The 26,399-nt window shown below is 38.4% G+C and carries 22 protein-coding genes; 8 read left to right on the top strand and 14 right to left on the bottom strand.

Annotated elements, in window-relative coordinates; genetic code table 11:
• Positions 1 to 97: 97 nt before the first annotated feature.
• The 6 genes from HMPREF0014_RS17925 to pilG form a co-directional block, all read right to left on the bottom strand.
• Positions 98 to 565, bottom strand: coding sequence for a hypothetical protein (locus HMPREF0014_RS17925; RefSeq protein WP_002051358.1), 468 nt, complete (start codon positions 563 to 565; stop codon positions 98 to 100).
• The gene (locus tag HMPREF0014_RS17930; protein WP_006580357.1) at positions 562 to 5,085 is read right to left on the bottom strand and encodes a hybrid sensor histidine kinase/response regulator; all 4,524 of its coding nucleotides are present in this window, start codon (positions 5,083 to 5,085) and stop codon (positions 562 to 564) included. The genes HMPREF0014_RS17925 and HMPREF0014_RS17930 overlap by 4 nt, the downstream gene beginning before the upstream one ends.
• Positions 5,086 to 5,232: 147 nt before the next feature.
• On the bottom strand, positions 5,233 to 7,314 hold the full coding sequence (locus HMPREF0014_RS17935) for a methyl-accepting chemotaxis protein (RefSeq protein ID WP_004885376.1): 2,082 nt from the start codon (positions 7,312 to 7,314) through the stop codon (positions 5,233 to 5,235).
• 46 nt (positions 7,315 to 7,360) lie between these two features.
• On the bottom strand, positions 7,361 to 7,897 hold the full coding sequence (locus tag HMPREF0014_RS17940) for a chemotaxis protein CheW (RefSeq protein ID WP_002051357.1): 537 nt from the start codon (positions 7,895 to 7,897) through the stop codon (positions 7,361 to 7,363).
• Positions 7,898 to 7,954: 57 nt separating this feature from the next.
• Positions 7,955 to 8,317 carry a response regulator gene (locus HMPREF0014_RS17945; RefSeq protein WP_002051151.1) on the bottom strand — a complete coding sequence of 121 codons (363 nt, stop codon included), beginning with the start codon at positions 8,315 to 8,317 and terminating at the stop codon, positions 7,955 to 7,957.
• Positions 8,318 to 8,343: 26 nt separating this feature from the next.
• Positions 8,344 to 8,727: a twitching motility response regulator PilG gene (gene pilG / locus HMPREF0014_RS17950; RefSeq protein ID WP_000389061.1), complete on the bottom strand. Its 384-nt coding sequence runs from the start codon at positions 8,725 to 8,727 to the stop codon at positions 8,344 to 8,346.
• Between the two features lie 282 nt (positions 8,728 to 9,009).
• Between pilG and HMPREF0014_RS17955 the strand changes: the two genes are divergently transcribed.
• The 4 genes from HMPREF0014_RS17955 to HMPREF0014_RS17970 are packed head-to-tail and all read left to right on the top strand — an operon-like array spanning position 9,010 to position 15,715.
• Complete coding sequence (locus tag HMPREF0014_RS17955) at positions 9,010 to 9,648, top strand: hypothetical protein (protein WP_002051486.1); 639 nt, start codon at positions 9,010 to 9,012, stop codon at positions 9,646 to 9,648.
• Positions 9,649 to 9,707: 59 nt separating this feature from the next.
• On the top strand, positions 9,708 to 10,826 hold the full coding sequence (locus HMPREF0014_RS17960; RefSeq protein ID WP_006580356.1) for an efflux RND transporter periplasmic adaptor subunit: 1,119 nt from the start codon (positions 9,708 to 9,710) through the stop codon (positions 10,824 to 10,826).
• A gap of 15 nt (positions 10,827 to 10,841) precedes the next feature.
• Positions 10,842 to 13,940, top strand: coding sequence for an efflux RND transporter permease subunit (locus HMPREF0014_RS17965; protein WP_006580355.1), 3,099 nt, complete (start codon positions 10,842 to 10,844; stop codon positions 13,938 to 13,940).
• Positions 13,941 to 13,999: 59 nt separating this feature from the next.
• On the top strand, positions 14,000 to 15,715 hold the full coding sequence (locus tag HMPREF0014_RS17970; protein ID WP_006580354.1) for a proline--tRNA ligase: 1,716 nt from the start codon (positions 14,000 to 14,002) through the stop codon (positions 15,713 to 15,715).
• A gap of 60 nt (positions 15,716 to 15,775) precedes the next feature.
• Here the strand turns inward: HMPREF0014_RS17970 and HMPREF0014_RS17975 are convergent, their stop codons facing one another.
• From HMPREF0014_RS17975 to HMPREF0014_RS17990, 4 genes are all read right to left on the bottom strand, one after another.
• Positions 15,776 to 16,111, bottom strand: coding sequence for a YegP family protein (locus HMPREF0014_RS17975; RefSeq protein ID WP_006580353.1), 336 nt, complete (start codon positions 16,109 to 16,111; stop codon positions 15,776 to 15,778).
• A 211-nt stretch (positions 16,112 to 16,322) separates the two neighbouring features.
• Positions 16,323 to 16,667 carry a zinc ribbon domain-containing protein YjdM gene (locus tag HMPREF0014_RS17980; protein WP_004885364.1) on the bottom strand — a complete coding sequence of 115 codons (345 nt, stop codon included), beginning with the start codon at positions 16,665 to 16,667 and terminating at the stop codon, positions 16,323 to 16,325.
• Positions 16,668 to 16,757: 90 nt separating this feature from the next.
• Entirely contained in the window at positions 16,758 to 17,114 is a 357-nt protein-coding gene (locus HMPREF0014_RS17985; RefSeq protein ID WP_006580352.1) for a DUF488 domain-containing protein, read from the bottom strand.
• A gap of 147 nt (positions 17,115 to 17,261) precedes the next feature.
• Positions 17,262 to 17,714 (bottom strand): SRPBCC family protein, encoded by a 453-nt coding sequence (locus HMPREF0014_RS17990; RefSeq protein WP_079377340.1) that lies wholly within the window; start codon positions 17,712 to 17,714, stop codon positions 17,262 to 17,264.
• Positions 17,715 to 17,926: 212 nt separating this feature from the next.
• Between HMPREF0014_RS17990 and HMPREF0014_RS17995 the strand changes: the two genes are divergently transcribed.
• From HMPREF0014_RS17995 to HMPREF0014_RS18005, 3 genes are all read left to right on the top strand, one after another.
• The gene (locus HMPREF0014_RS17995) at positions 17,927 to 18,649 is read left to right on the top strand and encodes a glycine cleavage system protein T (protein WP_006580350.1); all 723 of its coding nucleotides are present in this window, start codon (positions 17,927 to 17,929) and stop codon (positions 18,647 to 18,649) included.
• 145 nt (positions 18,650 to 18,794) lie between these two features.
• Positions 18,795 to 19,505, top strand: a complete 711-nt coding sequence (locus HMPREF0014_RS18000; RefSeq protein WP_006580349.1) for a DsbC family protein — start codon at positions 18,795 to 18,797, stop codon at positions 19,503 to 19,505.
• Between the two features lie 182 nt (positions 19,506 to 19,687).
• Positions 19,688 to 20,512, top strand: a complete 825-nt coding sequence (locus HMPREF0014_RS18005; RefSeq protein ID WP_002051569.1) for a tetratricopeptide repeat protein — start codon at positions 19,688 to 19,690, stop codon at positions 20,510 to 20,512.
• 34 nt (positions 20,513 to 20,546) lie between these two features.
• On the opposite strand, the gene HMPREF0014_RS18010 is transcribed toward HMPREF0014_RS18005, so the two are convergent.
• The 4 genes from HMPREF0014_RS18010 to HMPREF0014_RS18025 form a co-directional block, all read right to left on the bottom strand.
• Entirely contained in the window at positions 20,547 to 21,470 is a 924-nt protein-coding gene (locus HMPREF0014_RS18010; RefSeq protein WP_006580348.1) for an AEC family transporter, read from the bottom strand.
• Positions 21,471 to 21,536: 66 nt separating this feature from the next.
• On the bottom strand, positions 21,537 to 22,646 hold the full coding sequence (locus HMPREF0014_RS18015; RefSeq protein WP_006580347.1) for an NADH:flavin oxidoreductase/NADH oxidase: 1,110 nt from the start codon (positions 22,644 to 22,646) through the stop codon (positions 21,537 to 21,539).
• 9 nt (positions 22,647 to 22,655) lie between these two features.
• Positions 22,656 to 24,788 carry a TonB-dependent receptor gene (locus HMPREF0014_RS18020; RefSeq protein WP_006580346.1) on the bottom strand — a complete coding sequence of 711 codons (2,133 nt, stop codon included), beginning with the start codon at positions 24,786 to 24,788 and terminating at the stop codon, positions 22,656 to 22,658.
• Positions 24,789 to 24,922: 134 nt separating this feature from the next.
• Positions 24,923 to 25,489 (bottom strand): DNA-3-methyladenine glycosylase, encoded by a 567-nt coding sequence (locus HMPREF0014_RS18025; RefSeq protein WP_020992279.1) that lies wholly within the window; start codon positions 25,487 to 25,489, stop codon positions 24,923 to 24,925.
• A gap of 75 nt (positions 25,490 to 25,564) precedes the next feature.
• Here HMPREF0014_RS18025 and mutM point away from each other — a divergent pair, with 75 nt between their 5' ends.
• Positions 25,565 to 26,389 carry a bifunctional DNA-formamidopyrimidine glycosylase/DNA-(apurinic or apyrimidinic site) lyase gene (gene mutM / locus HMPREF0014_RS18030; RefSeq protein ID WP_006580344.1) on the top strand — a complete coding sequence of 275 codons (825 nt, stop codon included), beginning with the start codon at positions 25,565 to 25,567 and terminating at the stop codon, positions 26,387 to 26,389.
• Positions 26,390 to 26,399 lie beyond the last annotated feature (10 nt).

Consider the following 26,399-nt stretch of genomic DNA (forward strand, 5'->3'; position numbering starts at 1 on the left):
TTTTGAATGCTTATCTCTATACTGGAATATATGATTTTATATTTTAAAATTTATTTAATTTTTATAAAAAAGGAACTCATTTGAGTTCCTTTTTTCTTTATAAACCTAGAGTTTTTTCAATATATTCTAGGTTAGGTATGTGGTAGCGTTGATCTTGCATACGCACATATTTAAATACTGTAGGGTGTTGTTCAGCTTCTTGGTATTCATCTATTTCATCAACAATTTCAGAAATACGTAAACGAACAGAGATCGGCATAGTTTTACACATTAAAGCAAAACGTTGGCTGATATCTTCCCCTTCAATTACCAGTGCTACAGCATATTGATCAGTTGCATTATGGACTGAGTATATAGGTAGCTTTACATCATGCCACTCAATATGTTTTACGCCATTTTTTACGTCCATGGCGGATAACACAATATTTTGCGGCAACAACATAGGTACCTCATCATTACATTCAATGATATAGGCATCAATAAAACCAGTTGAAACCGTAATAAGATGCTGTAGCTCTTGTTGGTCCATATTACCGATCAAAGATGTATTTACACTACCTTTCATGATTTGACCTCATTTTCAAATGCTACAAGTAAAGCATCAATATTTTCTAGTAACTCTTCTTCTTGGAACGGTTTACCCATATATTGACTTACACCTAACGAGAATGCCCGTTCACGATGTTTTTCGCCTGTTCTGGATGTAATCATAATAATTGGCATGTATTGATGCATATCATGATGTCGTACAAGATTAAGTACTTCGAAACCATCCATACGTGGCATTTCAATATCAAGCAGCATCAAATCCGGCTTAATATTTTCTAGCTGTTCTATGGCATCAACACCATCTTTAGCCGTAACAACATCGTAGCCTTGGCGTTCAAGTAATCGAGACGTTACCTTACGTACAGTTACGGAGTCATCGACAATCATAACGAGGCGACGCTCGTCTGATTCACGTTGTCTATATACTGCTTCATTGAGCTGTTTATGACACGGTGTAGACTGAATTTGTCGCGCAATATTTTGCCCGTCTAAAATTAAACAAACCTGTCCATCACCTAAAATCGTGGCGCCTGCAATTGCCCCAATGCTAGAGAACTGTTGACCAATTGGTTTCACTACAATTTGAGCTCGAGAACCAATTAACTGATCGACAAGTAACGCCACAGTTTGACCATTGTTGGCTTTAATCATTAAGACAGGTAATGAATACATCATGCCATTTAGTCGTGGCATTGGTTGATTACCAACAAATTCAGAAAGATAACGTAATGGATATCGCTTATTTTCATATTCAAATAGTTCTTTAGGGCTTTCAAAATACTGCTCTAAAGAAGCTGGCGAAACTCGAACAATTCGATCGATTTGAGCAAGTGGAATTGCAAATTGCTGATCTGCCACTTTCACCATCAAGGCATCACTTACAGCTACAGTAGTCGGTACACGTATCGTAAATGTTGTTCCCTTACCATAAACAGAGTCAACGCTAACATGTCCACCTAAAGCTTTAATATCGCTCTGTACGACATCAAGACCAACACCACGTCCAGAAATCTGAGTAATCTGTTCTGCGGTACTTAAACCTGGATGGAAAATTAGCTGTAGAATATCTTGCTCTTCTAAATCTTGTTCTGGCTTGATCAGACCAGCAAGCAGTGCTTTTTGGCGCACTTTTTCAACATCAATACCTTGTCCATCATCGCTAAAGACAACAACAACGTCTGTTCCTTGACGCTGAATGTTCAGTTCAATACGCCCTGCTTCCGGTTTATTCACCTTTTGGCGCTGTGCCCGGTCTTCTAGACCATGGTCAATTGCATTTCTGAGCATATGCTCGAGTGGTGTCACTAAGCGTTCTAAAATGTTACGGTCTAACTCACCTTCGGTATTATTTACGAAAAGCTCAGCAGGTCTATTCAAGGCTGTAGATGTTTGACGCACAATTCGCTGCAAACGCGGTAACAAACGTGAAAATGGAACTAGACGTGTTCGCATTAAGCCTTCTTGAAATTCTGCCTGAATACGCGACTGTTGTAAAAGCAAACTTTCTGTATCTCTGATCTTGTGAGATAACGTATTTTTAAAGTCGACCAAGTCCGATGCAGATTCAGCAAGAGATTTCGATAACTGGTTTAAAGATGAATATTGGTCCATCTCTAAAGGGTCAAAGTCGGTATAGCGAGAATGCTCAATACCGTGTTTAGCAATAATTTGTGTTTCTAACTCGCCTTCCATTCGTCGTAACTGATCGGCCAGTCGTTGAATAGCCAATTCCATTTCAACCAATGTATGACCGAACTGACTCAAGTCCATTTCAATTCGTGAACGGTTAATTGAGTTCTCACCAGACAAGTCAATCATCTTCTCGATCAAGTCTGCTGAAACACGGATCATTTCATTGTTCTGATCCAGACGTTCTGTTTGCTCCCATGCGCCCATCATTGGTGGTGGTTCTGTACCATCACCTTGTATGAAAGTCATCACAGGTTCTGAGCTAAACAAATCAGTTTTCGTTAACTTAGCCGGAATTTGGATATTCGTTTCAAAGAATTGAATATTTTCTAAACTTTGTTGTAATCCATCGAAATGCTGATAGTTATGCTTGAAAATAGCATCTTTTAGCCATGCAATTGCACTTTCGAGCAAATGGTCATAAATATTCGAGTTGAAGTGATGCAGTGCAAATTGTTCGAATGTATTTTCGAGTTGATAGGCAATCGCGTAGACGGCTTCTAAACCGACCATTCGTGCACCACCTTTCAAACTGTGCACAGCTCTTTGTAATTGAAGCAAGATACTACGGTTTGTACGCTGCTCAAACCATTGTTTCAATAGCCCATCAGCCATTTCTAACAATTCAGCAGCTTCTTCTAAGAATGTCTGCTCAACAACAGCCGTAATATCCTGTTCTTCAACTACCGCTTCATTCTCTTGTGATGTAACGGATGTTATTGCTTCAACTGGCGTAGCTAACTCAGAAACAACGTTCTCAAATACCAGCTGATCATCATAAACTTCTAATTCTGTAAGAACAGGCTCAATTTCTGCCGGTACTTCATCGATTAATACTTCAGATATCAGCTCTTGTTCAGAGAAGATCTCACTTTCACTATCAAATACTTCAACCACTGGTACAGGTTGGAAGTTAGAGTTTTGACCTGCTCGTTTTAACGCATTAATTGTGTAAGGAGCTGCATAATCTAATTGTTGTTCACGCATGATTTGCAGACGGTCAGCCAAGTCATCTTGTACTAAACGGATAAAATCAATTAAAGGTGAAGTTGCAACTAACTGCTTTTGAATTAAACGCTCATATATGCTTTCTAATTCATGGGTAATCGAACCTAGATAAGTCGCCTGAACCATATTTGCTCCACCTTTCAAGGTATGCAAATAGCGCATTAGATTATTCAGGGCTGCAAAGTTTTCTTGCTCACCTACCCAAATATTGAGATCGGTATCAATTCCCTCCAGTAGTTCATCAGCCTCTTCAAGAAAGATATCTAAAAGGTCAGGATCAAAGTTTTGATTTACCTGTGTAGAAGAAATATATTGGCGATCTTGCTGTACACTCTGGCTTAATACTGCCCAGTCTGCAGAGTCTGATAAATTCTCTACCGTAACAGCAGCTTCTGGCTCTGGTTCGATATTAAATAGTGGCTCAACAGAAGCAGGATCTTGCTGAGACAGGTCATTGTGAACGCTCGGAGTATGTAGGGTATAAAGTTTTAATTCTTCTAGAATGCTTTGATGTTGCTTAACAATACCAACTCGCTGACCAGCAGCCAAGGCATCGAACAATTGAATAAGCTGTTGATGCGCTTTTTGATAAATTTCAAATATATAATCTGATTGCAATAATAGAGGTTTATCAAGTAATACATCATAACTTTCTTTCAATTGACTGGTATATTCATGTAAACCCAGCATTGCTTGAGAATGTGTATGTTGTAACAGTAGATCAGCTTGTTCACTTAGACGTTCAAGATAATCTGGAAACTCATTACGAATGCCTTTCTCAAAATCTAACTCTGCATCTAATAATTCAGAAACATCTAACAACAACAGTTGTGATACCAAACCATGAGAAGGTGTTAATGGATCTGTTCGGTCACCATGTTGCTCAACGTAAGCATCCCATGATTGATTAAACTGCTGCAATCGAGCTTCAAGCTGTTCATTTGAACTATGTTTAGATAGAAGCTCTAAGCTATCTCTAATAAACTCACGATATTCTTGTAATAATAAAATTTCATCTGAGTTAGAAGAGAGTTCTTCTTGCAATAGTATTTTAAATAAGTGCTCAACTTTGGTACTTGCTTCAAAAATTGTTTCGACCTGCGCCATCGCAGAACTGCCACGCAAAGTATGTAGCGCGCGTATTAAGGCATTATAACTATCATACTGATGCAGCTCTTGATTTAAAAACTGATGAATTGTAGTTAAATGCTCCTCTGCCTCTTCCATAAACAAGGTCAAAGTTTCATCTAGATTTATTGCAATTTCAGTATCTACGTCTTCAACAATTGGCTCAGCCAATGAGTTTTGCTCAATATAGTCTAGCTCAAGCCCAGTCATTGTTTCGGCAGTAAGCGTATTTGAAAGTTGTAAAAGCTCTTCTAAAGCAGGTTCTAAACTTTGCTGTTGTTGTAGTTGTTGGCCTAATAAAATAAGCGGTCGAAAATCTACTGCATGTGCTCTTTTTTGCTTAAAGTTATCTACTAATTTAAGAAAATAGAACTTAAATACTAATTGAACATAGCTCTGGATTGCTGGAGACAATTTAAGGGTTTGATTGATTACGCGATTAAGCGTGTCTTCAACTGTCCAAGCAAGCTCAGCTGAAGATTTAGCACCGATCATTCTTCCAGAACCTTTTAAAGTGTGGAAATGGCGGCGGATTTCAGTGAGCGTAGCAGTATTCTCAGACTGCATCCATTCATTTAATAATGGTTGCAAATCAACAAAAATTTCTTCAATTTCTTCAACGAAGATTTCAAGAAACTCAGCATCTTGTTCAGAATAGCTATCTTCAGGTAGCGTCATTGCTTCAGTTAAAGTTTTTAATATTTCTTTCATAGCAAAGGCTTCTTTTGCTTACCCCCTGAATGGGGAAAACTACAGAGTCAACACCAGAAAAATAGCTATTTCCCCAATATTTGTCTGGCGCTGCTCATACTTTTAAAAGAATAGCTATTATGAGAATAGCTATTCTCATCCCCCAATTTAGTCAGGTAATTTAAAGTCCGTTACTGACTCACGTAATGACTCCGACATATTCGCCAATTCAGATACAGAACGAGCAGTATCGAAGGTTGCCGTTGTTGTTTGTGAAGTAATTTCTTGTACAACAGTCATGGTTGCAGCAATGTGACTCGCAGAAGCTGATTGAAGTTTTGCTGCATCAGAAATGCTCGCAATTAAGTTTGCCAAGTCACCCGATACTTTTTGAATTTCATCAAGTGCAATACCCGCATCTTTCGCTAAGTTAGCACCACGTACAACCTCTGTTGTCGTTTGTTCCATTGAAATAACGGCTTCGTTGGTATCCGTTTGAATCGTTTTGACAAGCGTTTCAATCTGTTTAGTTGCCGAAGCTGAACGTTCTGCAAGACGTTGGACTTCGTCAGCAACCACGGCAAAACCACGACCTGCTTCACCGGCCATAGATGCTTGAATTGCTGCATTTAAGGCTAGAATGTTTGTTTGGTCTGCAATATCGTTAATGAGCGATACGATGTTACCAATTTCTTGTGAAGACTCACCCAAACGCTTAATACGTTTCGAGGTTTCCTGAATCTGTTCACGAATGGTATCCATACCCTCAATAGAACGGTTTACAACTTGTGCACCATTAGATGCAATATATACCGAACGTTGTGCTACTTGAGCAGATTCAGAGGCGTTGGCAGATACTTGGTCAATCGACAATGCCATTTCGTTCATTGCAGTTGATGCACCGGCAATTTCTTGTGCTTGGTGCTCAGATGCCTCTGCTAACTGGTTAGTAATATTTTGAGTATCTTGCGTATAACGTGCAACTTCCTGAGAAGTTTCATGGATTCGTGATACTAAGTCACGTAACTGGTCAATCGCAAAGTTAATCGAGTCGGCAATCGCACCAGTAAAGTCTTCAGATACCGTTGCATATGAACGTAAGTCACCATCTGCAAGATCGGCAATTTCATCAAGTAAACGTAAAATCGCATTCTGGTTACGATCATATTCTTCTTGTAATGTAGCTACACGTTGTTTATCTGCTTTACTACGAAGTGATAAAAGCTTTAAAACAGAAGTAATTAAGCCAAGAAGTGATAATGTCAGTACAGCAACTAACGCAAAAGCCTTCCAGCCATATTGGGTTTGCTCTGAAAGATCACCTAAAGCAGTTAACATTGCATCAGATTGAGAGAAGATCTCACTTGATGATTGACGTACGTTTACGATCTGGTTTGTATGCTTGAGGACAGAAGTTGCAGCAGATTTTAAAACTTTATCATATTCAGTTTTGATACCTTCCAAAGATTCACGCACTTCAGGAGATTCAACTTTAGCTACCCCCAACTCCGCATTTCCATTTAGCTGTGCATCTAAGTACACACCAAAAGTCTCAATATCAACACTAAAGTCATGCGCTGAGTTTTCAGAGTTCTCTGTACCAACGAAAACCGAGTTAATAGATCGTAAAATACGTTCCGCAATAAATACTTGGTTTTTAGCAATTACGACTTGATTACTTGATACTTTTTCGCGGACCATCTTATCAACCATCAAGTTATATTCAGCTTGAATCTCAGGAATAGAATCACTAATCGAGATATTCATATTATATAACTGGTTAATTACGTCCTGTTGTGATGAGATCAAGTCAATGTCATAAGACAAAGATTTCCACAGAGTCGCTACTTTTTTATATTCTTTTGAAGATGTACCATAAATATTTTCGACATTTTTTATATTTTTGGCAAAAGTTTGACGCGATTCAACCAAGTCTTTCATGGCTTGAGGTGAACCAGAAGCTGTCGCTTCTGTAGCCTGTCTAGAAATCGTTTGTGATAGTAAACGTAACTCACCCATACTACGTGTTAATTCGTTATGTCGAGGTACACTATAAAACAAGTAAGCAAGCGAAGTTGAAGCTAATACTAAACATAACAACGCTACATAAAGGATAGGCTTGGACTTTTTACTTTCCCCAAATAAACTGGCGTATTGCTCAATTTGTGACTGAATTTTCGCAATAAAGTTGACACTCGATTTTTCGTTTACACTACGATTGCCACTTTTCTTTTTAAGTTTAAAGCCCATACAGCTTCTCCCCAGAAAAATACACTGTGTATTAACAGCATAAAAATTAGTTTATAAATTTTGTCGATGCATTCATGTAATGTGGGTTTTGCAATAATCGACTAAATAAAAAAACATGCCAATGCTGATTGTGTTGGTGAAAATACCCTTGGCAATATTCTTTTAAATTTTCCTCCAAGTTTGAACTTTGAGAAAAAAAGCTTTTCTTATTAAAGTGTTGAATCCCCAAGACCTGATCAACAACCAATCCCACATATTGGTCGTGATGGCTAATACATAACACTTTTTGGGCAGCCGAAAATGAACTTCGTTGCCCTGAAATAAAATGTGCCAAGTCAGAAACTGAAAGTAATCTTCCCCGAATATTTGCCAGTCCCTTCACCCAACTTTGGGTATTTGGAACAGGTGTATATTTTGGTGGATAGATAACCTCTGACACTTCCCCAAGTGGTGCGACGAAGTATTGCCCTCTCATTTCAAAAGCAATTCCTGACCATCGCTCTGCTTCATTTTGGACTGAAGCGTAATTCTTGTTACCCCGTTTAGACAAACGAAGTAACTCAATAAATCCGTTCGCGGCCATACTCGATCCTATAAGACGGGTGTAGACCCGCCATTTATGTTTTTATGGATGGATGAGTTAATTTAGAAATTGTTTAATTACATCGATCAGTTGCTTTTCTTCAATAGGCTTAATCAAGTAATCGAGAGCACCCTGACGTTTACCCCATACTCGGTCAGTTGCCTGATCTTTAGTACTTACAATAACAACTGGAATATGCTTAGTGTCTTCATCACGGGTAATCTGGCGTGTTGCCTGAAAGCCATTTACACCTGGCATTACAACATCCATTAACACTAAGTCAGGCTGTTCTGCTTTTGCCAAAGTTACACCATCTGCACCATTAGATGCTTCAATTACATCGTAACCGTGCTTAGTTAGAATTTCTCTAAAACGATAAGTTTCTGTTGGTGAGTCATCAACAATAAGAATACGTGCCATTTCTTCTTTGCCCTTAAATTACTTAATTATGAACTTACATGATTACGAATCGCATTTAACAATTCATCTTTGCTAAATGGTTTCGTCAAGTATTCATCTGAACCTACCACACGCCCTTTTGCCTGATCAAATAGACCATCTTTACTAGAGAGCATGATAACGGGAATGTTCTGATAATTTTGAGAGTTCTTAATCAGAGCACAAGTTTGATAACCGTCTAAACGAGGCATCATGATATCTACAAAAACGATATCCGGATTCGCTTCAGCAATTTTAGATAAAGCTTCAAATCCATCGACAGCAGTAATCACTTCACAACCTTCACGTTGCAATAATGTTTCTGCTGTACGGCGAATAGTTTTTGAGTCATCAATAACCATTACTTTCAGATTTTGGAACGCATCTTCCATTTAATCTTCCATCCCCATAACATAAAATATAAATGCAATTTAACTTAAATTTGTTTTTACAGATTTATACGCATTTTTAACATATCTATACTTCTATTTTCAATGAAAGGTTTTTGTCTACTTTCTCATTTATAAACAATAACTTTTAACCTCATCACACTTTCGAAAAAATTATCATTTTTTTTAGAATGTCGATATTTTTATTCAGTTAAATAATAACTAATATATTTAAGATTAATTATTTAAAAATAAGCGGTTTAGCTTTCTTTTTTGGGGAATTTTATGAATAAGCGGATGAAATATGCCTTTTATAGGACCTGCTTGTCTGTTTTTATAAGCATTGCTTCTTGCGGAGCCCTGTTTTTCTCATCCCCAACTTTAGCTGCAAATGGTGCTCCTAAAGCTGTTTGGTATCGCTATTACGACCAGCATGGCATTGCTAATATTAGTACATCTGTAACCCCCGCTCATATTCGCTATGGATATGAGGCACTTGACCAAAATATGCAGGTCATTAAAAGAAATCATCCCTATAATTCTGAAGCTGATCTAAATCAATCTTCACAACGTGCATTATCTGCTCGATATAGGGAAGAAGATAACAAGTTAAAAAAAGCATATAGCAATAGTAAAACTGCGTTGATTAAAAGAGACCAAGCTTTATTGGCAATCAAAAAACAAATGAATTATCAACAGGAACAACTGAGCCAATTACAACAAGACAAAATTTTATTTAAACGTCAGGAAATGGAATATTTTCGTAAAGGTGAAAAGGTTCCTGAAAGGCATAAAACCCTAATTGAAAACAATCTGATGAATATTAATAAGGTTAAACAAACACTTGAAATACTTTCAAAAAACTATAACCGCACCAATAAAGACTATGAAAATATTATCGAACGTTTAAAAAAGCTTGAATAAGCGCACAGCTTTATCAAGAATAGGGGCAAAATAAAATTTGAATTACAGGATGATGCTGTATGCGCACAACGCATCTTACCCCTTCTACTTTTTTTAAATTAAGCTTAATTAGCTTGAGTTTGATTTTAGCTGCATGTCATAAGCAAGAAGCACCAAAAACCACAGCATCTGAACCAAAAAAAATTGAACTTATTCCTCAAGATTTAATTACTGTAAAAGAAGGTTCGCTTGCTGCTCAGACTGCCTTTACAGGAACTATTCGTGCGGTACAACGAAGCTCTATTCAAGCTCAAGTCAGTGCGACAGCAACATCTGTTAATGCAAATGTGGGACAAAAAGTACAAAAAGGCCAAGTTTTAGTCAGATTAAACAATCAAGATAATGCTGCACGTTTAGCTCAAGCTGAAGCAAATCTTGCTTCAGCTCAGGCACAAGCAGAGCTTGCACGTAATTTGATGAATCGAAAACAAAGACTACTTAATCAAGGCTTTATTGCCCGTGTAGAGTTTGAACAGAGTCAGGTAGATTATAAGGGTCAACTTGAAAGTGTTAGAGCTCAGCAAGCCAATGTTGATATTGCTAAAAAGGCTGATCGAGATGGTATTATTACTAGCCCGATTTCAGGTGTCATTACTAAACGACAAGTTGAACCGGGACAAACTGTATCGGTTGGACAAACGCTCTTTGAAATCGTTAATCCTGATCAATTAGAAATACAGGCAAAGTTGCCTATTGAGCAACAATCTGCACTAAAAGTCGGCAGCTCTATTCAATATCAGATTCAGGGTAATTCAAAACAATTACATGCCATACTGACTCGGGTCTCACCTGTAGCAGACCAAGATAGTCGACAAATTGAATTCTTTGCGAGCCCTAAAGAAGCAATTGATTCACTCAGTATCGGCGCTTTTATTAATGGCATTATTTTGCAAAGTGATCACAATCGAGGACAAACTATTCCTTTAGATAGTATTCAAAACCTGCAACAAGATCCTTTCGTATGGGTGATACGCAATCAAACCATTCAAAAGGTCAAAATTCGGGTAGTTGAGCAGCGTTACAACGAAAATATTGCTTTGGTACAAGGTCTACAAAGCACAGATCAGGTAAGTCGTATCCAGTTTGACGATTCCGATATCAATAAAAAAGTGACGCTTACAGCCGAAAAAAATAAATAAGGTAGCAAATAGCTTATGTGGTTTACCCGAATCAGTGTGAAGTACCCCGTTTTTACCATTATGATGATGCTGTGCTTAATGGTACTCGGGTTAGCCTCTTGGAAACGCATGACCGTTGAAGAGTTTCCTAACGTAGATTTCCCATTTGTAGTGGTTACCACGCAATATGCTGGTGCTTCACCTGAAGCAGTTGAGTCTGATATTACAAAAAAACTCGAAGATCAAATCAATACAATTTCAGGCATTAAACAAATTACTTCACGTTCAAGTGAAGGGTCATCGATGGTGATTGCCGAGTTTAATCTAGACACCTCTTCAGCAATTGCTGCTCAAGATGTTCGCGACAAAATTGCTCCGGTTATCGCTCAATTTCGTGATGAAATTGATACGCCGATTGTGCAACGATACGATCCTTCATCTAGCCCGATTATGTCGGTGGTATTTGAGTCGAATACGATGAGCTTGGCTCAATTAAGTTCTTATGTAGACAAAAAAATTGTGCCGCAACTTAAAACCGTTTCTGGTGTAGGTAATGTCAATTTACTAGGTGATGCGAAACGTCAAATTCGTATAAAAGTTCATCCTGAACAATTACAAAGCTATGGTATTGGCATTGATCAGGTCATTAACACACTAAAAAATGAAAATATAGAAGTACCTGCAGGAACTTTACAGCAAAAGAATTCTGAACTAGTGGTACAGATTCAATCAAAAGTTATTCATCCTTTTGGTTTTGGTGACTTGGTCATTGCTAATAAAAATGGCTCCCCTATTTTTCTAAAACAAGTGGCAACCGTTGAAGACACTCAAGCCGAACTGCAATCCAGTGCTTTTTATAATGGAAGAACCGCAGTCTCTATCGATATTTTAAAAAGTTCAGATGCCAATGTAATTCAAGTTGTCGATAAGACTTATCAAACCTTAGAGAAGCTAAAAGCTCAAATGCCTGCTGGATTAAACTATAAAGTCGTCGCAGATAGCTCCAAAGGTATTCGGGCTTCAATTAAAGATGTAGTACGTACCATTCTTGAAGGAGCAGGTTTAGCAGTTTTAATTGTTTTACTCTTTTTAGGTTCTTTCCGATCTACCGTCATTACAGGTTTAACTTTACCCATTACCCTGCTTGGAACATTAACGTTCATCTGGGCTTTTGGTTTTAGTATTAACATGATGACACTGTTAGCTCTATCACTTAGTATTGGCCTATTAATTGATGACGCGATTGTAGTTCGAGAAAACATTGTTAGGCATACAGAGCTTGGCAAAGACCATGTCACCGCCGCTTTAGATGGGACCAAAGAAATTGGGTTAGCAGTACTCGCAACTACACTTACCATTGTGGCGGTATTTTTACCTGTTGCTTTCATGGGGGGGTTAATTGGGCGTTTCTTCTACCAGTTTGGGGTAACTGTAAGTACAGCTGTTCTTATTTCCATGTTTATCAGTTTTACACTCGACCCAATGCTTTCAGCACATTGGAAAGACCCTGTAAAGAAAAAAGAAAGACGACTACAACGTTTCTTTAATCACATTTCTAAATTACTAGATGGCCTTACCCATATTTATGAAAAGCTGTTGAAACTTGCTCTACGCTTTCGTTTTATTACAGTCATTATTGCGATTGCTTCACTGGTTGCGGCCTTAGGTTTATCTAAATTGATTGGAACCGAATTTGTACCAGTTCCAGATAAAGGTGAAATCCGTATTCAGTTCGAGACGCCTGTCGATGCTTCTTTAGAATATACTCAAGCCAAGTTACATCAAGTCGATCAAATTATTAGGCAATTTCCCGATGTGGTTTCTACCTACGGGGTTGTAAATAGCACAATAGACTCTGGTAAAAACCACGCTGGTTTAGGAGTGACTTTAAAACCAAAACAACAACGTAGTTCAGATTTAACAACGCTCAATAATGAATTCCGTGATCGTTTGCAAACCGTAGCGGGTATTCGTGTTACCTCCGTTGCTGCGGCTCAAGATTCAGTTTCTGGTGGTCAAAAGCCAATCATGATTTCGATTAAAGGAACTGACCTGAATGAACTTCAAAAAATTTCAAATCGATTTATGACTGAAATGGGTAAAATTAAAGGTGTGGTCGATTTAGAAAGCTCGTTAAAAGAACCGAAACCAACTTTAGGTGTTCATATTAATCGTGTACTGGCAAGTGACTTAGGGTTGTCTGTTTCCCAAGTTGCCAATGCAATTCGACCACTCATTGCGGGCGATAATGTCACAACGTGGGAAGACCGTGACGGCGAAACTTATGATGTAAATATCCGCTTAAATGAAAACAAACGCATGCTTCCGCAAGACGTGCAAAACCTATATCTCAACTCAAACAAAACTGGTGCAAATGGACAACCGATATTAGTTCCATTGAGTGCAGTAGCAACAACCGAGCAAAAATTCGGTGCGTCACAAATTAACCGACGTGATCTTGAGCGCGAAGTACTCATTCAAGCCAATACATCAGGACGCCCAAGTGGGGATATCGGTAAAGACATCGATAAAATGCAAAAAGCATTTAAGTTGCCTGCTGGTTATACCTTCAATACCCAAGGTGCCAATGCAGATATGGCCGAGTCTGCGGGTTATGCATTAACTGCTATTACACTTTCCATTGTATTTATTTATATTGTTTTGGGTTCTCAGTTTAATAGTTTTATTCACCCAGCTGCGATTATGGCATCTTTGCCTCTGTCATTGATTGGGGTGTTCCTTGCACTGTTCTTGTTCAGAAGTACCCTAAACCTATTTTCAATTATTGGCATTATTATGCTCATGGGGCTAGTAACCAAAAACGCGATTTTACTTATCGACTTTATTAAAAAGGCCATGGAACATGGGGAAAGTCGTTATGATGCTATTTTACAAGCGGGTAAAACCCGTTTACGCCCTATTTTAATGACTACTAGTGCTATGGTCATGGGTATGGTTCCATTAGCTTTAGGCTTGGGCGAAGGCGGAGAGCAAAGTGCACCGATGGCCCATGCTGTTATTGGTGGTGTAATCACCTCTACCTTATTGACTCTTGTAGTAGTACCCGTCATTTTCACTTATCTGGATGACTTGAAAAACTTTATGCTGCGTCAAACTCGACGATTCATGTCATAATGCAGCAACTATCGTATAATCTGCGTTTTTATAACGCTTAACTTTTTAGGACTTTTTCCATGCGCGCAAGCCGCTTTTTATTTGCAACGTTGAGAGAAACCCCAAACGATGCTGAAGTGATTTCACATCAGCTTATGTTACGTGCGGGGATGATTCGTAAATTGGCATCTGGTTTATATACATGGCTGCCGATGGGAACACGTGTGCTTAAAAAAGTTGATGCGATTGTTCGTGAAGAAATGAATCGTTCAGGTGCTATGGAAGTGTTCATGCCCGTGACTCAACCCGCAAGCTTGTGGGAAGAATCAGGTCGTTATGAACAATACGGCCCTGAATTATTACGCTTCAAAGATCGTCACGACAACCCGTTTGTGCTTGGTCCTACACATGAAGAAGTGATTACCGATTTAGCACGTAACGAGCTAAAAAGTTATAAACAACTTCCTGTAAATTTCTATCAAATTCAAACCAAATTCCGTGATGAAATTCGTCCACGTTTTGGTGTAATGCGTTCACGCGAGTTCATTATGAAAGATGCATATTCTTTCCATGCAACTCAAGAATCATTACAAGAAACCTATGATGTAATGTACGACACTTATAGCCGTATTTTTACTCGCTTAGGTTTAGACTTCCGCCCAGTTCAAGCTGACACAGGCTCAATTGGTGGTTCAGCTTCACATGAGTTCCACGTATTGGCTTCAAGTGGTGAAGATGACATCGCATTTTCAACTGAATCTGATTATGCAGCGAACGTTGAAATGGCTGAGGCTGTTTTAGTAGGTGAACGCGCAGCGCCTGCACAAGAATTTAAGTTAGTTGAAACACCAAACCAAAAAACAATTGCTGATGTATGCCAGTTCTTAAATGCTGATCCTAAACAATCAGTAAAAGCGTTATTGGTTCAAGGTATTGCAGACGAAAAAGGTAATGTACCTGTGGTTGCCCTATTCTTACGTGGCGATCACGAACTCAATGAAATTAAAGCTGAGAAACATCCTTTAGTTGCCGCTCCTCTTACGTTTGCAACAGAAGAGCAACTTCAAGCATTTGGCTTAACTGCTGGCTTTACAGGTCCACAAGGTTTGGTTGAAAAAGGTATCACTGTAATTGTTGACCGTGCTGCATCTGTTCTTTCTGACTTTGTTGCTGGTGCAAATGAAGCTGATAAACACGCTGTAGGCGTAAACTGGGAACGTGATGCACAAATTATTGAAATCTTTGATTTGCGTAATGTGGTTGAAGGCGATCCATCTCCAGATGGTAAAGGCACACTACAAATTAAACGCGGTATTGAAGTGGGTCATATTTTCCAACTTGGTACTAAATACTCTGAAGCATTAGGCTGTAAAGTTTTAGGTGAAGATGGCAAACCATTTACAGTAACAATGGGTTGTTACGGTATTGGTGTAACGCGCGTAGTTGCAGCTGCAATTGAGCAAAACTACGATGACAAAGGGATTATTTGGCCACAAGCAATTGCTCCTTTTGAAATCGCAATTGTTCCAATGAATGCACACAAATCACCTCGCACTCTTGAAGCAGCTGAAGCACTTTATGCTGAATTACAAGCTCAAGGTTTTGATGTATTACTTGATGACCGTAATGAACGTCCAGGTGTTAAATTCTCTGACCTTGAGTTAATGGGCATTCCACACCGTATCGTAATTGGTGAGAAAGGCCTTGATGCTGGTACATTTGAATATAAAGGCCGCCGCGATGCTGAAGCGAGCAATTTAACTAAAGAAGAACTTTTAGCTAAGTTAGCGCGTTAATAAAGACATAAATAAAAAAGCAGCTTTTAGAAGCTGCTTTTTTTATATTTAATTTTACGCCTAAACCGTTAAGTCTTTAATGGTTGCTGAAGATCCATTGGTTTTCACCGATTCAATCCCTTTATCGCGCGATGCTTCGCTCGCATAGAATTGGCTTGTACCAATAATTTGATGATTTGCAGCTTTTAAATTGAAGTAAGGTTTTCCATTTTTTGCAGTTAAACGATCATATCGTCCATCGTCACCACTATTTTTTTGAACTGACTCAATATCATTGACTGCCGATGCTTTCGCTTTATATAGCTCACTATTTAAAATAATTTCGCCATTACCTGCCTTAAGTACAAAGCGATATTGTCCATCACTCGCTTGTGAAATCTCGTACCATCCTGCCATAAGAACCTCGTTTTTTTGTTGGTGTGGGTATGACTTTCGTTATTATTCTGGACGAAAGTTATTTGTTATTAATGACAATATAAATGAGCAATGTAACTTTGGATAGTCTACTTTTTATACATTATGGTAATAAAATTATAAGGATGTTGAAAGTTTAAAAAGGTAGAGGTCTGATAGGTACCTCTACCGAAATGTAATTAAAATTAACAAATTAAGCTTTTTTTACAAATTCAGATTTTAATTTCATCTGACCAATACCATCAATTTTGCAATCGATATTATGACCATCACTTGCATCTGGTACTAAACGAATTGTTTTTACTTTTGTTCCCACTTTAACAACTGACGATGAACCTTTAATTTTTAAGTCTTTAATCACAGTGACACTATCGCCATCTGCCAAGGCATTACCATTTGCGTCTTTAATCACTTCTTGTTCATCAGCTATTGAAGCTTCCCCTTCCTTCCACTCATGTGAGCATTCAGGGCAAATTAATAAGTCGCCGTCTTGATAGGTATATTCTGATTGGCATTTTGGGCAATTTGGTAAAGACATAAAAAAATCTCAAAAAGTATATTATGCGAGATATGACTCATTTTTTAAAGTTTTAAATAAAAGACTTTTACCAAAAAAAAATTTATATATTCATTTCTTCTCTTTCTCTAATAAATAATCTCTTAAAATAATTGCATGGTTATGTTCCACATCTTTTGCCGAATATAAAAGCGTGACTTTATGATGTGACACAAGGTCTTGTAACTCTTTAACTGCTGGGTTGCTTCTTAGTTCTTTTAAATAACGCTGTTTGAACTCATCCCAATATTCTGCAGACTCTGCATGAAACCATTTACGTAGCTCAGTTGAGGGAGCTATTTCTTTTAACCATAAATCCAAATGAGCATTTTCTTTACTTATCCCTCGGCTCCATAGCCGATCAACTAATATTCGTTTTCCATCCTCGGTACTTGCTTGTTCATAAATTCTTTTAATTTGTATGTTCATCTCTTTTTCTCACTAGAACGCCTCATTGTTTAGGCTTTATAAACAGATTTAATATTTTGTTCTCTTTTAATGTACTTAAAAAGAAAAGAGTGAGTAGCCTCTCTACTCACTCTTTTCTTATTTAATATTTAAAATTTTAAAAGGCGATTACTGATCTGGGATTTCGGCTTCCACCAACAACTTCAATAAAGATAAAGATTCTTGCCAACCTAAATAACATGCTTCCACAGGAATAACTTCTGGTATGCCTTCTTGGGTAATGTGAATTTCTGTGCCTACCAATACAGTTTTTAATGTAATAGTGACCTGCATCGTACCAGGTAAATTTGAGTCATCAAATTGGTCGTTATAACGAATTAATTCATTTGGAACGAGTTCAACATAAGTTCCCCCAAATGAGTGTGTTGAACCTGTTGAAAAGTTGGTAAAACTCATTTTATATGAGCCACCCACTTTTGCATCAAAACTATGAACCTTCGCAGTAAAACCGTGAGGTGCCATCCACTTAACTAAAGCATCTGGATCGAGAAAAGCACGATAAACCCGTTCAGCGGGTGCTTTAAATACGCGATGTAATTTTACTGTACCTGTTGCCATTATGTTCTCCTTATTTTAAGTCCATTTAGGTTATAGAAATTATCTTTAGTAGCTTAAACCCTAGAATTTCATTTAACGTATATTTTTGGTGTTTTTTCCATTTATATAACCAGTTTCTAACAAACTAAATTACGAAAACTAAGGCTGATTTTTTGATAAAAATGGAGCAAAATAGTCAGCAATCATAAAGAAACATATTGAATTTGAGATTAATCATGAGTCTGCTCGCTTTCTCCTCATATGCATTAAACGGTGTAGATGCACAGAAGTTTTTACAAGGCCAAGTGACTGTCGATACTGAGCGTTTAGCTGAAAATGAAACACGCTATACAGCCATTTGTGATCTTAAAGGCCGTATTCATTTTGGCCTATGGTTGAAAAAGATTAACGCTGAAAGTTTTGAGATTGTTGTTACTCAAGATCAAGCTGAAGAGTTTGCTAAGCATATTAAAAAATATGGCGCATTTTCAAAAATGACCTTAAGTGAACAAGGCGTTGTGTTTCCAAAAGTTGTGAATGACCATACTGAGTTCAGCTCTACAGAAACTGATATTTCCGAATGGCAAAAACAAGCCATCATGACAGGTCAAGCATGGATTGCTCAAGCGACTGAACATGAGTTTCAGCCACAAGAATTACGTTTACATCAACGTGAAGGCGTCAATTACGATAAAGGCTGTTACTTAGGTCAAGAAATTGTGGCGCGCCTTTGGTTTAAAGCAAAACCAAAACACTGGTTGCATTTAGTTCAAGGTACAGGTGATGCACCTTCTCCAGCAACTCAACTGCACAATGATGTAGAAGTGGTTAATAGTACCCAAACCACTGACGGTTATATTGCCTTAGTTGTTGCGAAACCTGCCGCTCTAGCAGAACTCGGCCTTCAAGTTTTAGATTTACCAGAAGCTTTAAGTGGTGATGTTGCTAGACCACAATAAGCAGATTTAGCAAATAAAAAGCCCGTGGATGACCCTACGGGCTTTTCTATAGATACAAAATTCTAATAAATTCATTTAATTAGGGCATCAATTTTTTAATTTTTCTATGCCATCATAATCCAGATTGAAATCTAAGAGAAAAAATATGAAAACTAAACTTGCTACACTCATGTTGAGTCTGGCTTTTTTCGGTTCTGCTCATGCTGATGTAAAAACACTTGAACAAAATCTGAAAACAAATTACCCAGACTTACCTGTAAAAGGTGTTTATCAATCACCTGTGCAAGGTATTTATGAAGTGTATACAAGCGGTCGTATTGTTTATACCAATCAAGATGCTAAATACTTTTTTGTAGGCAATTTAGTTGATATCAAACAACAAAAAAATATGACAGAAGAACGAATTGCCGAATTGGGTAAAATTGATGTTAAAAGCCTACCTCTAAACCAAGCGATTAAATATGTAAAAGGTAAAGGAGAACGTACTCTTTATATTTTCAGCGACCCTGATTGTCCTTACTGTCAGCGCCTAGAACAAAATATGGTTGGGGTTGATAACGTAACGGTATATGTATTCTTATATCCGCTGACCAGTTTGCACCCCAATGCTGAAAAAGTTTCAAATCAGATCTGGTGTTCAAAGAACCCTTCGGAAGCTTGGACCAGTTATATGCTTGATCGCAAATTGCCGGCTAACAGCAAAAGTTGCTCAAGCCCAATTCAAAAGAATATCGCTTTAGGACAAAAATTAAATATCGATGGAACACCAACCCTATTCTTGCAAGATGGTCAAAGAATCTCTGGTGTACCAAGTGATGCAAAACAAATTGAAGCATTACTTAAATCAGTAAAATAATGCTATATGCCACTCTCAGAAGTAGAGTGGCATATTATTTTTCTCCATAGTTTGCTTTATAGACATCGTTTTATATACAAATCGGCTGTTTACTTTCATCTATCAATATTTATGATGAGAAGTTGAGTTGATTCAATACATCGATGGAATGATGTAGCTACAAAGTAAAAGGTTAAAAAGAAATGAAGAAATTACTCATCGCCAGCCTAATCGCCATTTCAAGTTCATCAATCTTTGCGGCAGACACTACAGCATCTGTGGCAAAAAATGATGTCTTTAAACAGGCTGAACAATTGTATGCGGCAAAAAATTATCCTGCTGCTTTCCAAGAAGTGCAGCGCCTTGCGCAGACAGGAAATGCTCAAGCGATCTATAACTTAGGTTATATGACGCAAATGGGACAAGGCACCCCTAAAGATAATGCCAAAGCTCTAAAATATTATGAAGACGCTTCAAACAAAGGTTATGCCCAGGCCAGTTATAGACTTGCACAGATTTATGAAACGGGTGAATTAGGCGTTGCAAAAGATAGTAATAAATTTAGCCAATATGTGCAAAAAGCATCAGCTCAAGGCTCTGATGATGCAACGGTAAAAATTGCGACCATTTTATTTGCTCAGAAAAAGCCACAGTCTCATCAAATTGCTTTACAAAAGCTAGCGCCTTTAATTCGAAAAGGAAACTACCCTGCTATTCAGGTCAAAGCTCTTTATGATATTAGCCAAGGGGTTGAAAATAAAAACCCGCTAATGAAACGCCAAGGCATTGAAGCTTTACAAGCAATTGCACAAAAAGGTTATGCACCAGCGTCTATGGCTTTAGCGACTATGATGGCAAATGGCAATATCATTCCTCAGAACTTGCCTCAAGCAAAACAGATTTTTACTGAACTTGCTAACCAAAATGTTCCTAATGCTAGAGAATCTTTAGCTTCAGTCGAAAAGATTATTGCTGAGAAGAATAAACAAGCTGCAGCCGCCCCTACACAGCCTGCACCTAAAAAATAGCAAAGAAACAACAGCCCCGTATGGGGCTTATCTTTTACCACCACAAAGCGATAAGCCCACTTACACCAATAAAACCAATAATGGTACTTATCATTAAAGGTGTTAATGCTCTTTCATTTAAACCATATGCTTGCCCAAAAATACCAAAAGCAATTGGCATGGGCAGTGCCGCAATTAATGTTCCGGCATATAACATCTCTTGACTGACGTTTGGTAATAAAAGGAACAATCCAAAAATCACAACTGGCATAAGAATGACATTAAACCCAGCCAACAATACACTTTGTAAATTCACGGCGGTAATACCTATACCAACCAAGCTGCCGCCAATAGCAAATAGTGCTAAAGGTGAGGCTGTCCTTCCTAAAAGTTCTAAAGCTTGCCCAAGTTTTGAAGGCAGATGAATACCTAGCAAGATACAGCTCATCCCCACTAAAATTGCAATAATTACAGGATTTTTAATTAAATTTATGAATGTTTTTTTCAGTAAAGGCAAAAGCCGCTGCTGTTGATGTAATCCCGCTTCTGCCAAAATAAGCATTAAAGCGACGATTAATAAGTTTTCAATGATTAAAGTTAAAGATATATAGATTGCAGCATGACTACCCATGAGCATAGTCAAAATAGCAGTACCTATAAAACCTGTATTTGACATAGAAGCACCCATTGATATGACTGCACTATGGGTTAAGCTGTTTTTAAAATATTTTCGATAAATAATAAAAGCCAGAAAAAACAAGATTAAAGAGCCACCACCGTAAGCAATAAAATAAGCTGGGTGCCAAATATCTTGTAAATTTTTATTGGCTAAGGATTGGATTAAAAATGCAGGAAGAGCAATTTTAATAACGAATGCGCTAAGAGCCTTAATTTGCTCAGGTGTCACCAATTTAATGAGGACACTACAGTACCCCATCAATAATAAAATCAAAATTGGTAAGATTACCTGAAAAACCACAGACTACTTCCTCACTCATTTCAAAAGAAAAACGGGCAAATCTTAATTTGCCCGCATATTTAAAAACTAAAAAGAATCAAAAAGCTGTTTTAAGCCATGTGGTTGACAACGCAAATATTGAGGAGCAATTTTGACTTTTGCCCCCAATGTAGCTGCAGCATGCCACGGCCAACGTGGGTCATATAACATTGCACGTGCAAGACCAATGGCATCAGCTTGTTGGTTTTCTAAAATTTGTTCAGCATGCTGTGGATCAGTAATAAGACCTACCGCAATCACAGGAATAGATACATGTTTTTTAACCTGCTCCGCGAATGGTACTTGGTAACCTGCCCCGATGGTAATATTTTGGTGTTCATGTAAGCCACCACTAGAGACATGGATATAAGCGGCTCCCAACTGCTCTAAGGCTTTTGATAAACCAACCGTAGACTCAATGTCCCACTGTTCGTTACCATCCATCCAGTCAGTTGCAGATAAACGCACCCCTACAGGATAACCTGCAGGAACAGCAAGTTTAATTGCCTGAAGTACTTCAAGCGTCATACGCATACGGTTTTCTAAAGAGCCGCCATATTCGTCAGTACGTTGATTGGCAATTGGAGATAAAAATTGATGCAACAAGTAGCCATGCGCCGCATGTACTTCGATTAGCTCAAAGCCCGCTTCAACTGCACGTTTTGCTGCAGCTGCAAAGTCTTGTTGAATTTGTTTAATTTCATCAACTGTTAATGCATGTGGTGCTGCATCGTGAACCGAAAAAGTACTTGTACTTGGGGCAACTGTTTGCCAACCATGTGGCTGATCTTTTGCAATTTGACCTTTCCCCAACCAAGGCTTTTCAGTTGATGCCTTACGTCCAGCATGTGCTAACTGAATTCCAAATGGCATAGGAGAAAGTGTTTTAACTTTTCCTAATAAAGTTTTGATTTGGTCACGTTGCTGATCATTCCAAAGTCCAAGATCTGCGTAACTAATTCGACCTTCCGCTTGTACAGCCGTAGCTTCCACAATGCATAACCCAGCTCCAGACAACGCGTAATTTGCCCATTGCTGCTCATGCCAATAGGTAATTTCGCCTTCATCAGTTGCCGAATACTGACACATTGGGGCAATTACAATTCTATTGACCAGTTGTAGCGAATCAAAATTAACCGTTTCAAATAATTTTGCCATTTTAAATTCCTAGAATTGTTTAATTACACGTAAACCTGCACTCCAGTTACGCCCATCAGCGGGTTCAAAGTAACGATCATTACCATCATTTACGATAACTGAACCCGCATAATTTTTATCAAATAGGTTATCTACACGAGCAAAGCTTTTGACTTTCCAAGTACCTAAATCCCATGCATAACCAATATTTGCTGAAGTTACACTGTAGCTTGGTGCTGCGTCACTGTTGGTATCATTCACGTATACTTTGTCCATATACTGTACATCTACACCACCATATAGTCCGTGGCTCGGTTGCCAAGCTAAAGAAATGTAAGCCTGATTTTTAGCAATTCCAGGAATCGCATTGCCAGCTGGAATTTGAGCAATATTGCCTAAAGCAGGAATATCCGCATCAAAAGTAGCATCTAAATAGGCATAGCTTGCTGTCGCTGTTAAATCTCGCCACAACTTTTTATTCCATGCAAACTCTACCCCTTCACGCAAAGTTTTATCCGCATTTCGGAAGGTAGAACGACCATTTGAGCTTCCTGCTGAAACAATGTCATTTTTGGTTTTAGTTTGAAAAACTGCCAAAGTAAAATCACCTAATTGGTTTTGTGATTTTAAACCAGCTTCATAGGTATCACTGGTCGATGGTTTTAAATCAAAATTAAAACCTGACTTTGTCGTATCAGTTTGATATGCCATTTCAGTAAAGGTCGGTGTTTCAAACCCTTTGGCATAACTCATATAAGCCATGAGCTCAGGTAAAATTTGCCAACTTAACGCAAGCGACGGTAAAACTTTACTGTAATCAGTCTTGCCGCTATCGTCGCCATTACTTAAATAGTTATCTTTGGATTTGTAATGCACATTGCTATAGCGCACACCTGTATCTATACGCCATGTAGGTAAGAACTGCCATGAAGCTTGTAAATATGGATCGATATTCCACAGAGTATTGTCTTCATCACGGCGTAATTTACCTTTGACGCCATAAGAAGGTTGACCATTTACTAAATTAAAGTTTTCAAAGCCTTTACGATCTTCATCCATCGCATCGAGTGCAACCCCCAAACTCACCGTTGTATTTGGCAATAGTTCTTTACCTGTCCAACGGAAATCAGCACCATAATAATTACGGTCAAAATCAATCACACCACCCGCATGATTGATACTGGCATCTTGGGTAGATTTAGGAATAGATTGATACTGAGTGACTTGACGATTACCCAAATATGCCATGGCATAAAGTTCATTTTTATCATTAATAGGCTTAGACCATGTCATGCCCGTTTGGGTTTGTTCGATATCTTTACGAACATTAAATTGCTTTAAAAACGGAACTTGTTGCTTTGGATTCGCATTCCACTGATCATGCGTTAAACCCTGTGGATCATCGGCATTGATTTTGACATAGTTAGTCACCCAGTTGATTTTACTTCCATCATCAAGGTTCCAACTGAGCTTTGCATTATTTAATATTTTTTCTGCCCCGCTATGTTCTCGGTAACCATCGGTATCGAAGTATGATGAGCTAATAATATAACTTGGTTCATTCGCCCCTTTTGCCCCACCTTGTAGCACTAACCCTGCTCGGCTTTTATCTTGACTACCACCCGAATAGCTGAGCTCAATTGAGTCTTTCCCTTGTCCTTCTTTAGTAGAAGTTAAAATTGTCCCGCCCGATGAGTTTCCATAAAGTGAAGAAAAAGGCCCTGTTAGGACTTCAACATGATCCAGACTGCTTAAGTCGATATTAGACGTTTGGCCTTGCCCATCTGGCATTGTTGCAGGAATACCATCCACATATAGGCGAATACCTCGGACACCAAAAGTAGAACGTGCACCAAAACCACGCATAGATAGCTGTAAATCTTGCGCATAATTTTCACGGTTACGAATTTGCAAACTCGGTATCCCCTTCACAACTTCGGTCAAATTCACTTGTGAAGAATTATCCGCCTGAGGTGCCTCGATTCGAAAAACCGAAGCAGGTGTTTGTAAGTAAGTAGTATCAGTACGCGTTGCTTCCACATGTAAAGTAGGCAATTTGGCAACATCTGAATTTAAGTCTTCTGCCCAAACAAGTGGGCTAGAAATACAGCCCATACTCATCAAAATACAGTAGTGAAGTCGGTCTAAGCGTAATAAGGACATGCTTATTTCCTTTATTTATATTGTAGTTATGATAACAAAAAGCAGTGTCTTGTCTGGATATAGAATTCGGTTTACATTGTTGTAAATCTGGAACAGTCGTTTTGCGATATAAAAATTGATTTCCAGTTTAAGAGTTATCGGCTCAAAGATGGATGATCTTTCCAGCAATATCGTTCAGGCCAATCTTTTGCTTCCTCGGCATAATCAATTCCAATACGTGGCGTTAAAACCACTTCTGGCTGTGTAGTGGCTGCCTCAATCCATAGTCCAGATTCTTCACCTAAAGTCTGGCCTTTTAAAGTCCGATTAATGCCTAAATAACGCGTCAGTTTGCCAGGTCCAGCCAAAAGCTTATATTCTTTTTTGGTTGAAGCACCATTTAAAAATGCTGATCGAATCATCACTCCTTCAGGTACACCTTCTGTTTGAGTAATAATGTTGAGCATTTCATACATGCCATAAATTAAATAGACATAAATGGTACCACCATGGCGATACATCACTTCTGTTCGTGCGGTACGTTTGTCATTGTAGCTATGGCAGGCTTTATCACGCACGCCTAAATAAGCTTCTGTTTCACTAATTGTACAGCGGATAACTTGTCCATCAGGTTGTCGCTTACATAATACGCAGCCGATTAAATCATATGCTACTTCCGAAGTTTCTCGTTGAAACCAGCTTAATGGTAAAATATCTGACATAGTATTCTCTGAAATATTACATACCACACGTTATACTTGATTAATCCAGTATATCTGTTAATTCTGCGAGTTGGCATGCCTGAGTTACCCGAAGTCGAAACCACCAAAACCAGTTTATTTCCCTTATTGAATCAAAAAGTTTTAAGTGTTGAAGTACGTAACCCTAGCTTACGTTGGCCAATACCAGATGATATTCAAAGACTTGTTGGGCAACGCCTGATTGGATTAAATCGTCGCTCAAAATATATTTTGGCAGAGTTTGAACAAGATCAAATGCTCTGGCATTTAGGCATGTCAGGAAGCTTTCGTCTGTGTCAACCAAACGATGAATTTAGAAAGCATGATCATCTGATTATTCAATTTGAAGATCAGCAGTTACGTTACCACGACCCACGTCGTTTTGGCTGCATTCTTTGGCTTAACCCTGAAACTCAAGGCAAACTCATCGATACTTTAGGCCCAGAGCCTTTAAGTACTGACTTTCATGCAGAATATTTAGCTTCCAAACTCAAGAATAAAGCTGTCGGCATAAAAATTGCACTCATGGATAATCATGTAGTGGTTGGTGTTGGCAATATCTATGCAACCGAAAGCTTGTTTAATGTAGGCATTCACCCAGCTCAGCCTGCTGGCGATTTGACTATGCAACAAATTGAGAAACTGGTTATCGAGATTAAGCGAATTTTGAAGTCAGCAATTGATTTAGGCGGCTCGACTTTACGAGACTACAGCAATGCCATGGGTGAAAATGGTTATTTTCAACAGACTTTACTCGCTTATAGTCGTGCCGGAGAAATGTGTGTTAACTGTGAAACCACATTAGAAAACTTAAAACTCGGTCAGCGCGCCAGTGTATTTTGCCCACAATGCCAACCGCTTAAAAAGCTGAGAAAGCCTTAATTTTTTGGAG

The sequence above is a fragment of the Acinetobacter sp. RUH 2624 genome, from assembly GCF_000162375.2.
Taxonomy (GTDB): Bacteria; Pseudomonadota; Gammaproteobacteria; order Pseudomonadales; family Moraxellaceae; genus Acinetobacter; species Acinetobacter nosocomialis.

What these genes read in the sequence shown, in the direction of transcription:
- HMPREF0014_RS17925 (WP_002051358.1), bottom strand. Translation starts at nt 565, where the DNA reads ATGAAAGGTAGTGTAAATACATCTTTGATCGGTAATATGGACCAACAA.
- HMPREF0014_RS17930 (WP_006580357.1), bottom strand. Translation starts at nt 5,085, where the DNA reads ATGAAAGAAATATTAAAAACTTTAACTGAAGCAATGACGCTACCTGAA.
- HMPREF0014_RS17935 (WP_004885376.1), bottom strand. Translation starts at nt 7,314, where the DNA reads ATGGGCTTTAAACTTAAAAAGAAAAGTGGCAATCGTAGTGTAAACGAA.
- HMPREF0014_RS17940 (WP_002051357.1), bottom strand. Translation starts at nt 7,897, where the DNA reads ATGGCCGCGAACGGATTTATTGAGTTACTTCGTTTGTCTAAACGGGGT.
- HMPREF0014_RS17945 (WP_002051151.1), bottom strand. Translation starts at nt 8,317, where the DNA reads ATGGCACGTATTCTTATTGTTGATGACTCACCAACAGAAACTTATCGT.
- pilG (WP_000389061.1), bottom strand. Translation starts at nt 8,727, where the DNA reads ATGGAAGATGCGTTCCAAAATCTGAAAGTAATGGTTATTGATGACTCA.
- HMPREF0014_RS17955 (WP_002051486.1), top strand. Translation starts at nt 9,010, where the DNA reads ATGAATAAGCGGATGAAATATGCCTTTTATAGGACCTGCTTGTCTGTT.
- HMPREF0014_RS17960 (WP_006580356.1), top strand. Translation starts at nt 9,708, where the DNA reads ATGCGCACAACGCATCTTACCCCTTCTACTTTTTTTAAATTAAGCTTA.
- HMPREF0014_RS17965 (WP_006580355.1), top strand. Translation starts at nt 10,842, where the DNA reads ATGTGGTTTACCCGAATCAGTGTGAAGTACCCCGTTTTTACCATTATG.
- HMPREF0014_RS17970 (WP_006580354.1), top strand. Translation starts at nt 14,000, where the DNA reads ATGCGCGCAAGCCGCTTTTTATTTGCAACGTTGAGAGAAACCCCAAAC.
- HMPREF0014_RS17975 (WP_006580353.1), bottom strand. Translation starts at nt 16,111, where the DNA reads ATGGCAGGATGGTACGAGATTTCACAAGCGAGTGATGGACAATATCGC.
- HMPREF0014_RS17980 (WP_004885364.1), bottom strand. Translation starts at nt 16,667, where the DNA reads ATGTCTTTACCAAATTGCCCAAAATGCCAATCAGAATATACCTATCAA.
- HMPREF0014_RS17985 (WP_006580352.1), bottom strand. Translation starts at nt 17,114, where the DNA reads ATGAACATACAAATTAAAAGAATTTATGAACAAGCAAGTACCGAGGAT.
- HMPREF0014_RS17995 (WP_006580350.1), top strand. Translation starts at nt 17,927, where the DNA reads ATGAGTCTGCTCGCTTTCTCCTCATATGCATTAAACGGTGTAGATGCA.
- HMPREF0014_RS18000 (WP_006580349.1), top strand. Translation starts at nt 18,795, where the DNA reads ATGAAAACTAAACTTGCTACACTCATGTTGAGTCTGGCTTTTTTCGGT.
- HMPREF0014_RS18005 (WP_002051569.1), top strand. Translation starts at nt 19,688, where the DNA reads ATGAAGAAATTACTCATCGCCAGCCTAATCGCCATTTCAAGTTCATCA.
- HMPREF0014_RS18015 (WP_006580347.1), bottom strand. Translation starts at nt 22,646, where the DNA reads ATGGCAAAATTATTTGAAACGGTTAATTTTGATTCGCTACAACTGGTC.
- HMPREF0014_RS18020 (WP_006580346.1), bottom strand. Translation starts at nt 24,788, where the DNA reads ATGTCCTTATTACGCTTAGACCGACTTCACTACTGTATTTTGATGAGT.
- HMPREF0014_RS18025 (WP_020992279.1), bottom strand. Translation starts at nt 25,489, where the DNA reads ATGTCAGATATTTTACCATTAAGCTGGTTTCAACGAGAAACTTCGGAA.
- mutM (WP_006580344.1), top strand. Translation starts at nt 25,565, where the DNA reads ATGCCTGAGTTACCCGAAGTCGAAACCACCAAAACCAGTTTATTTCCC.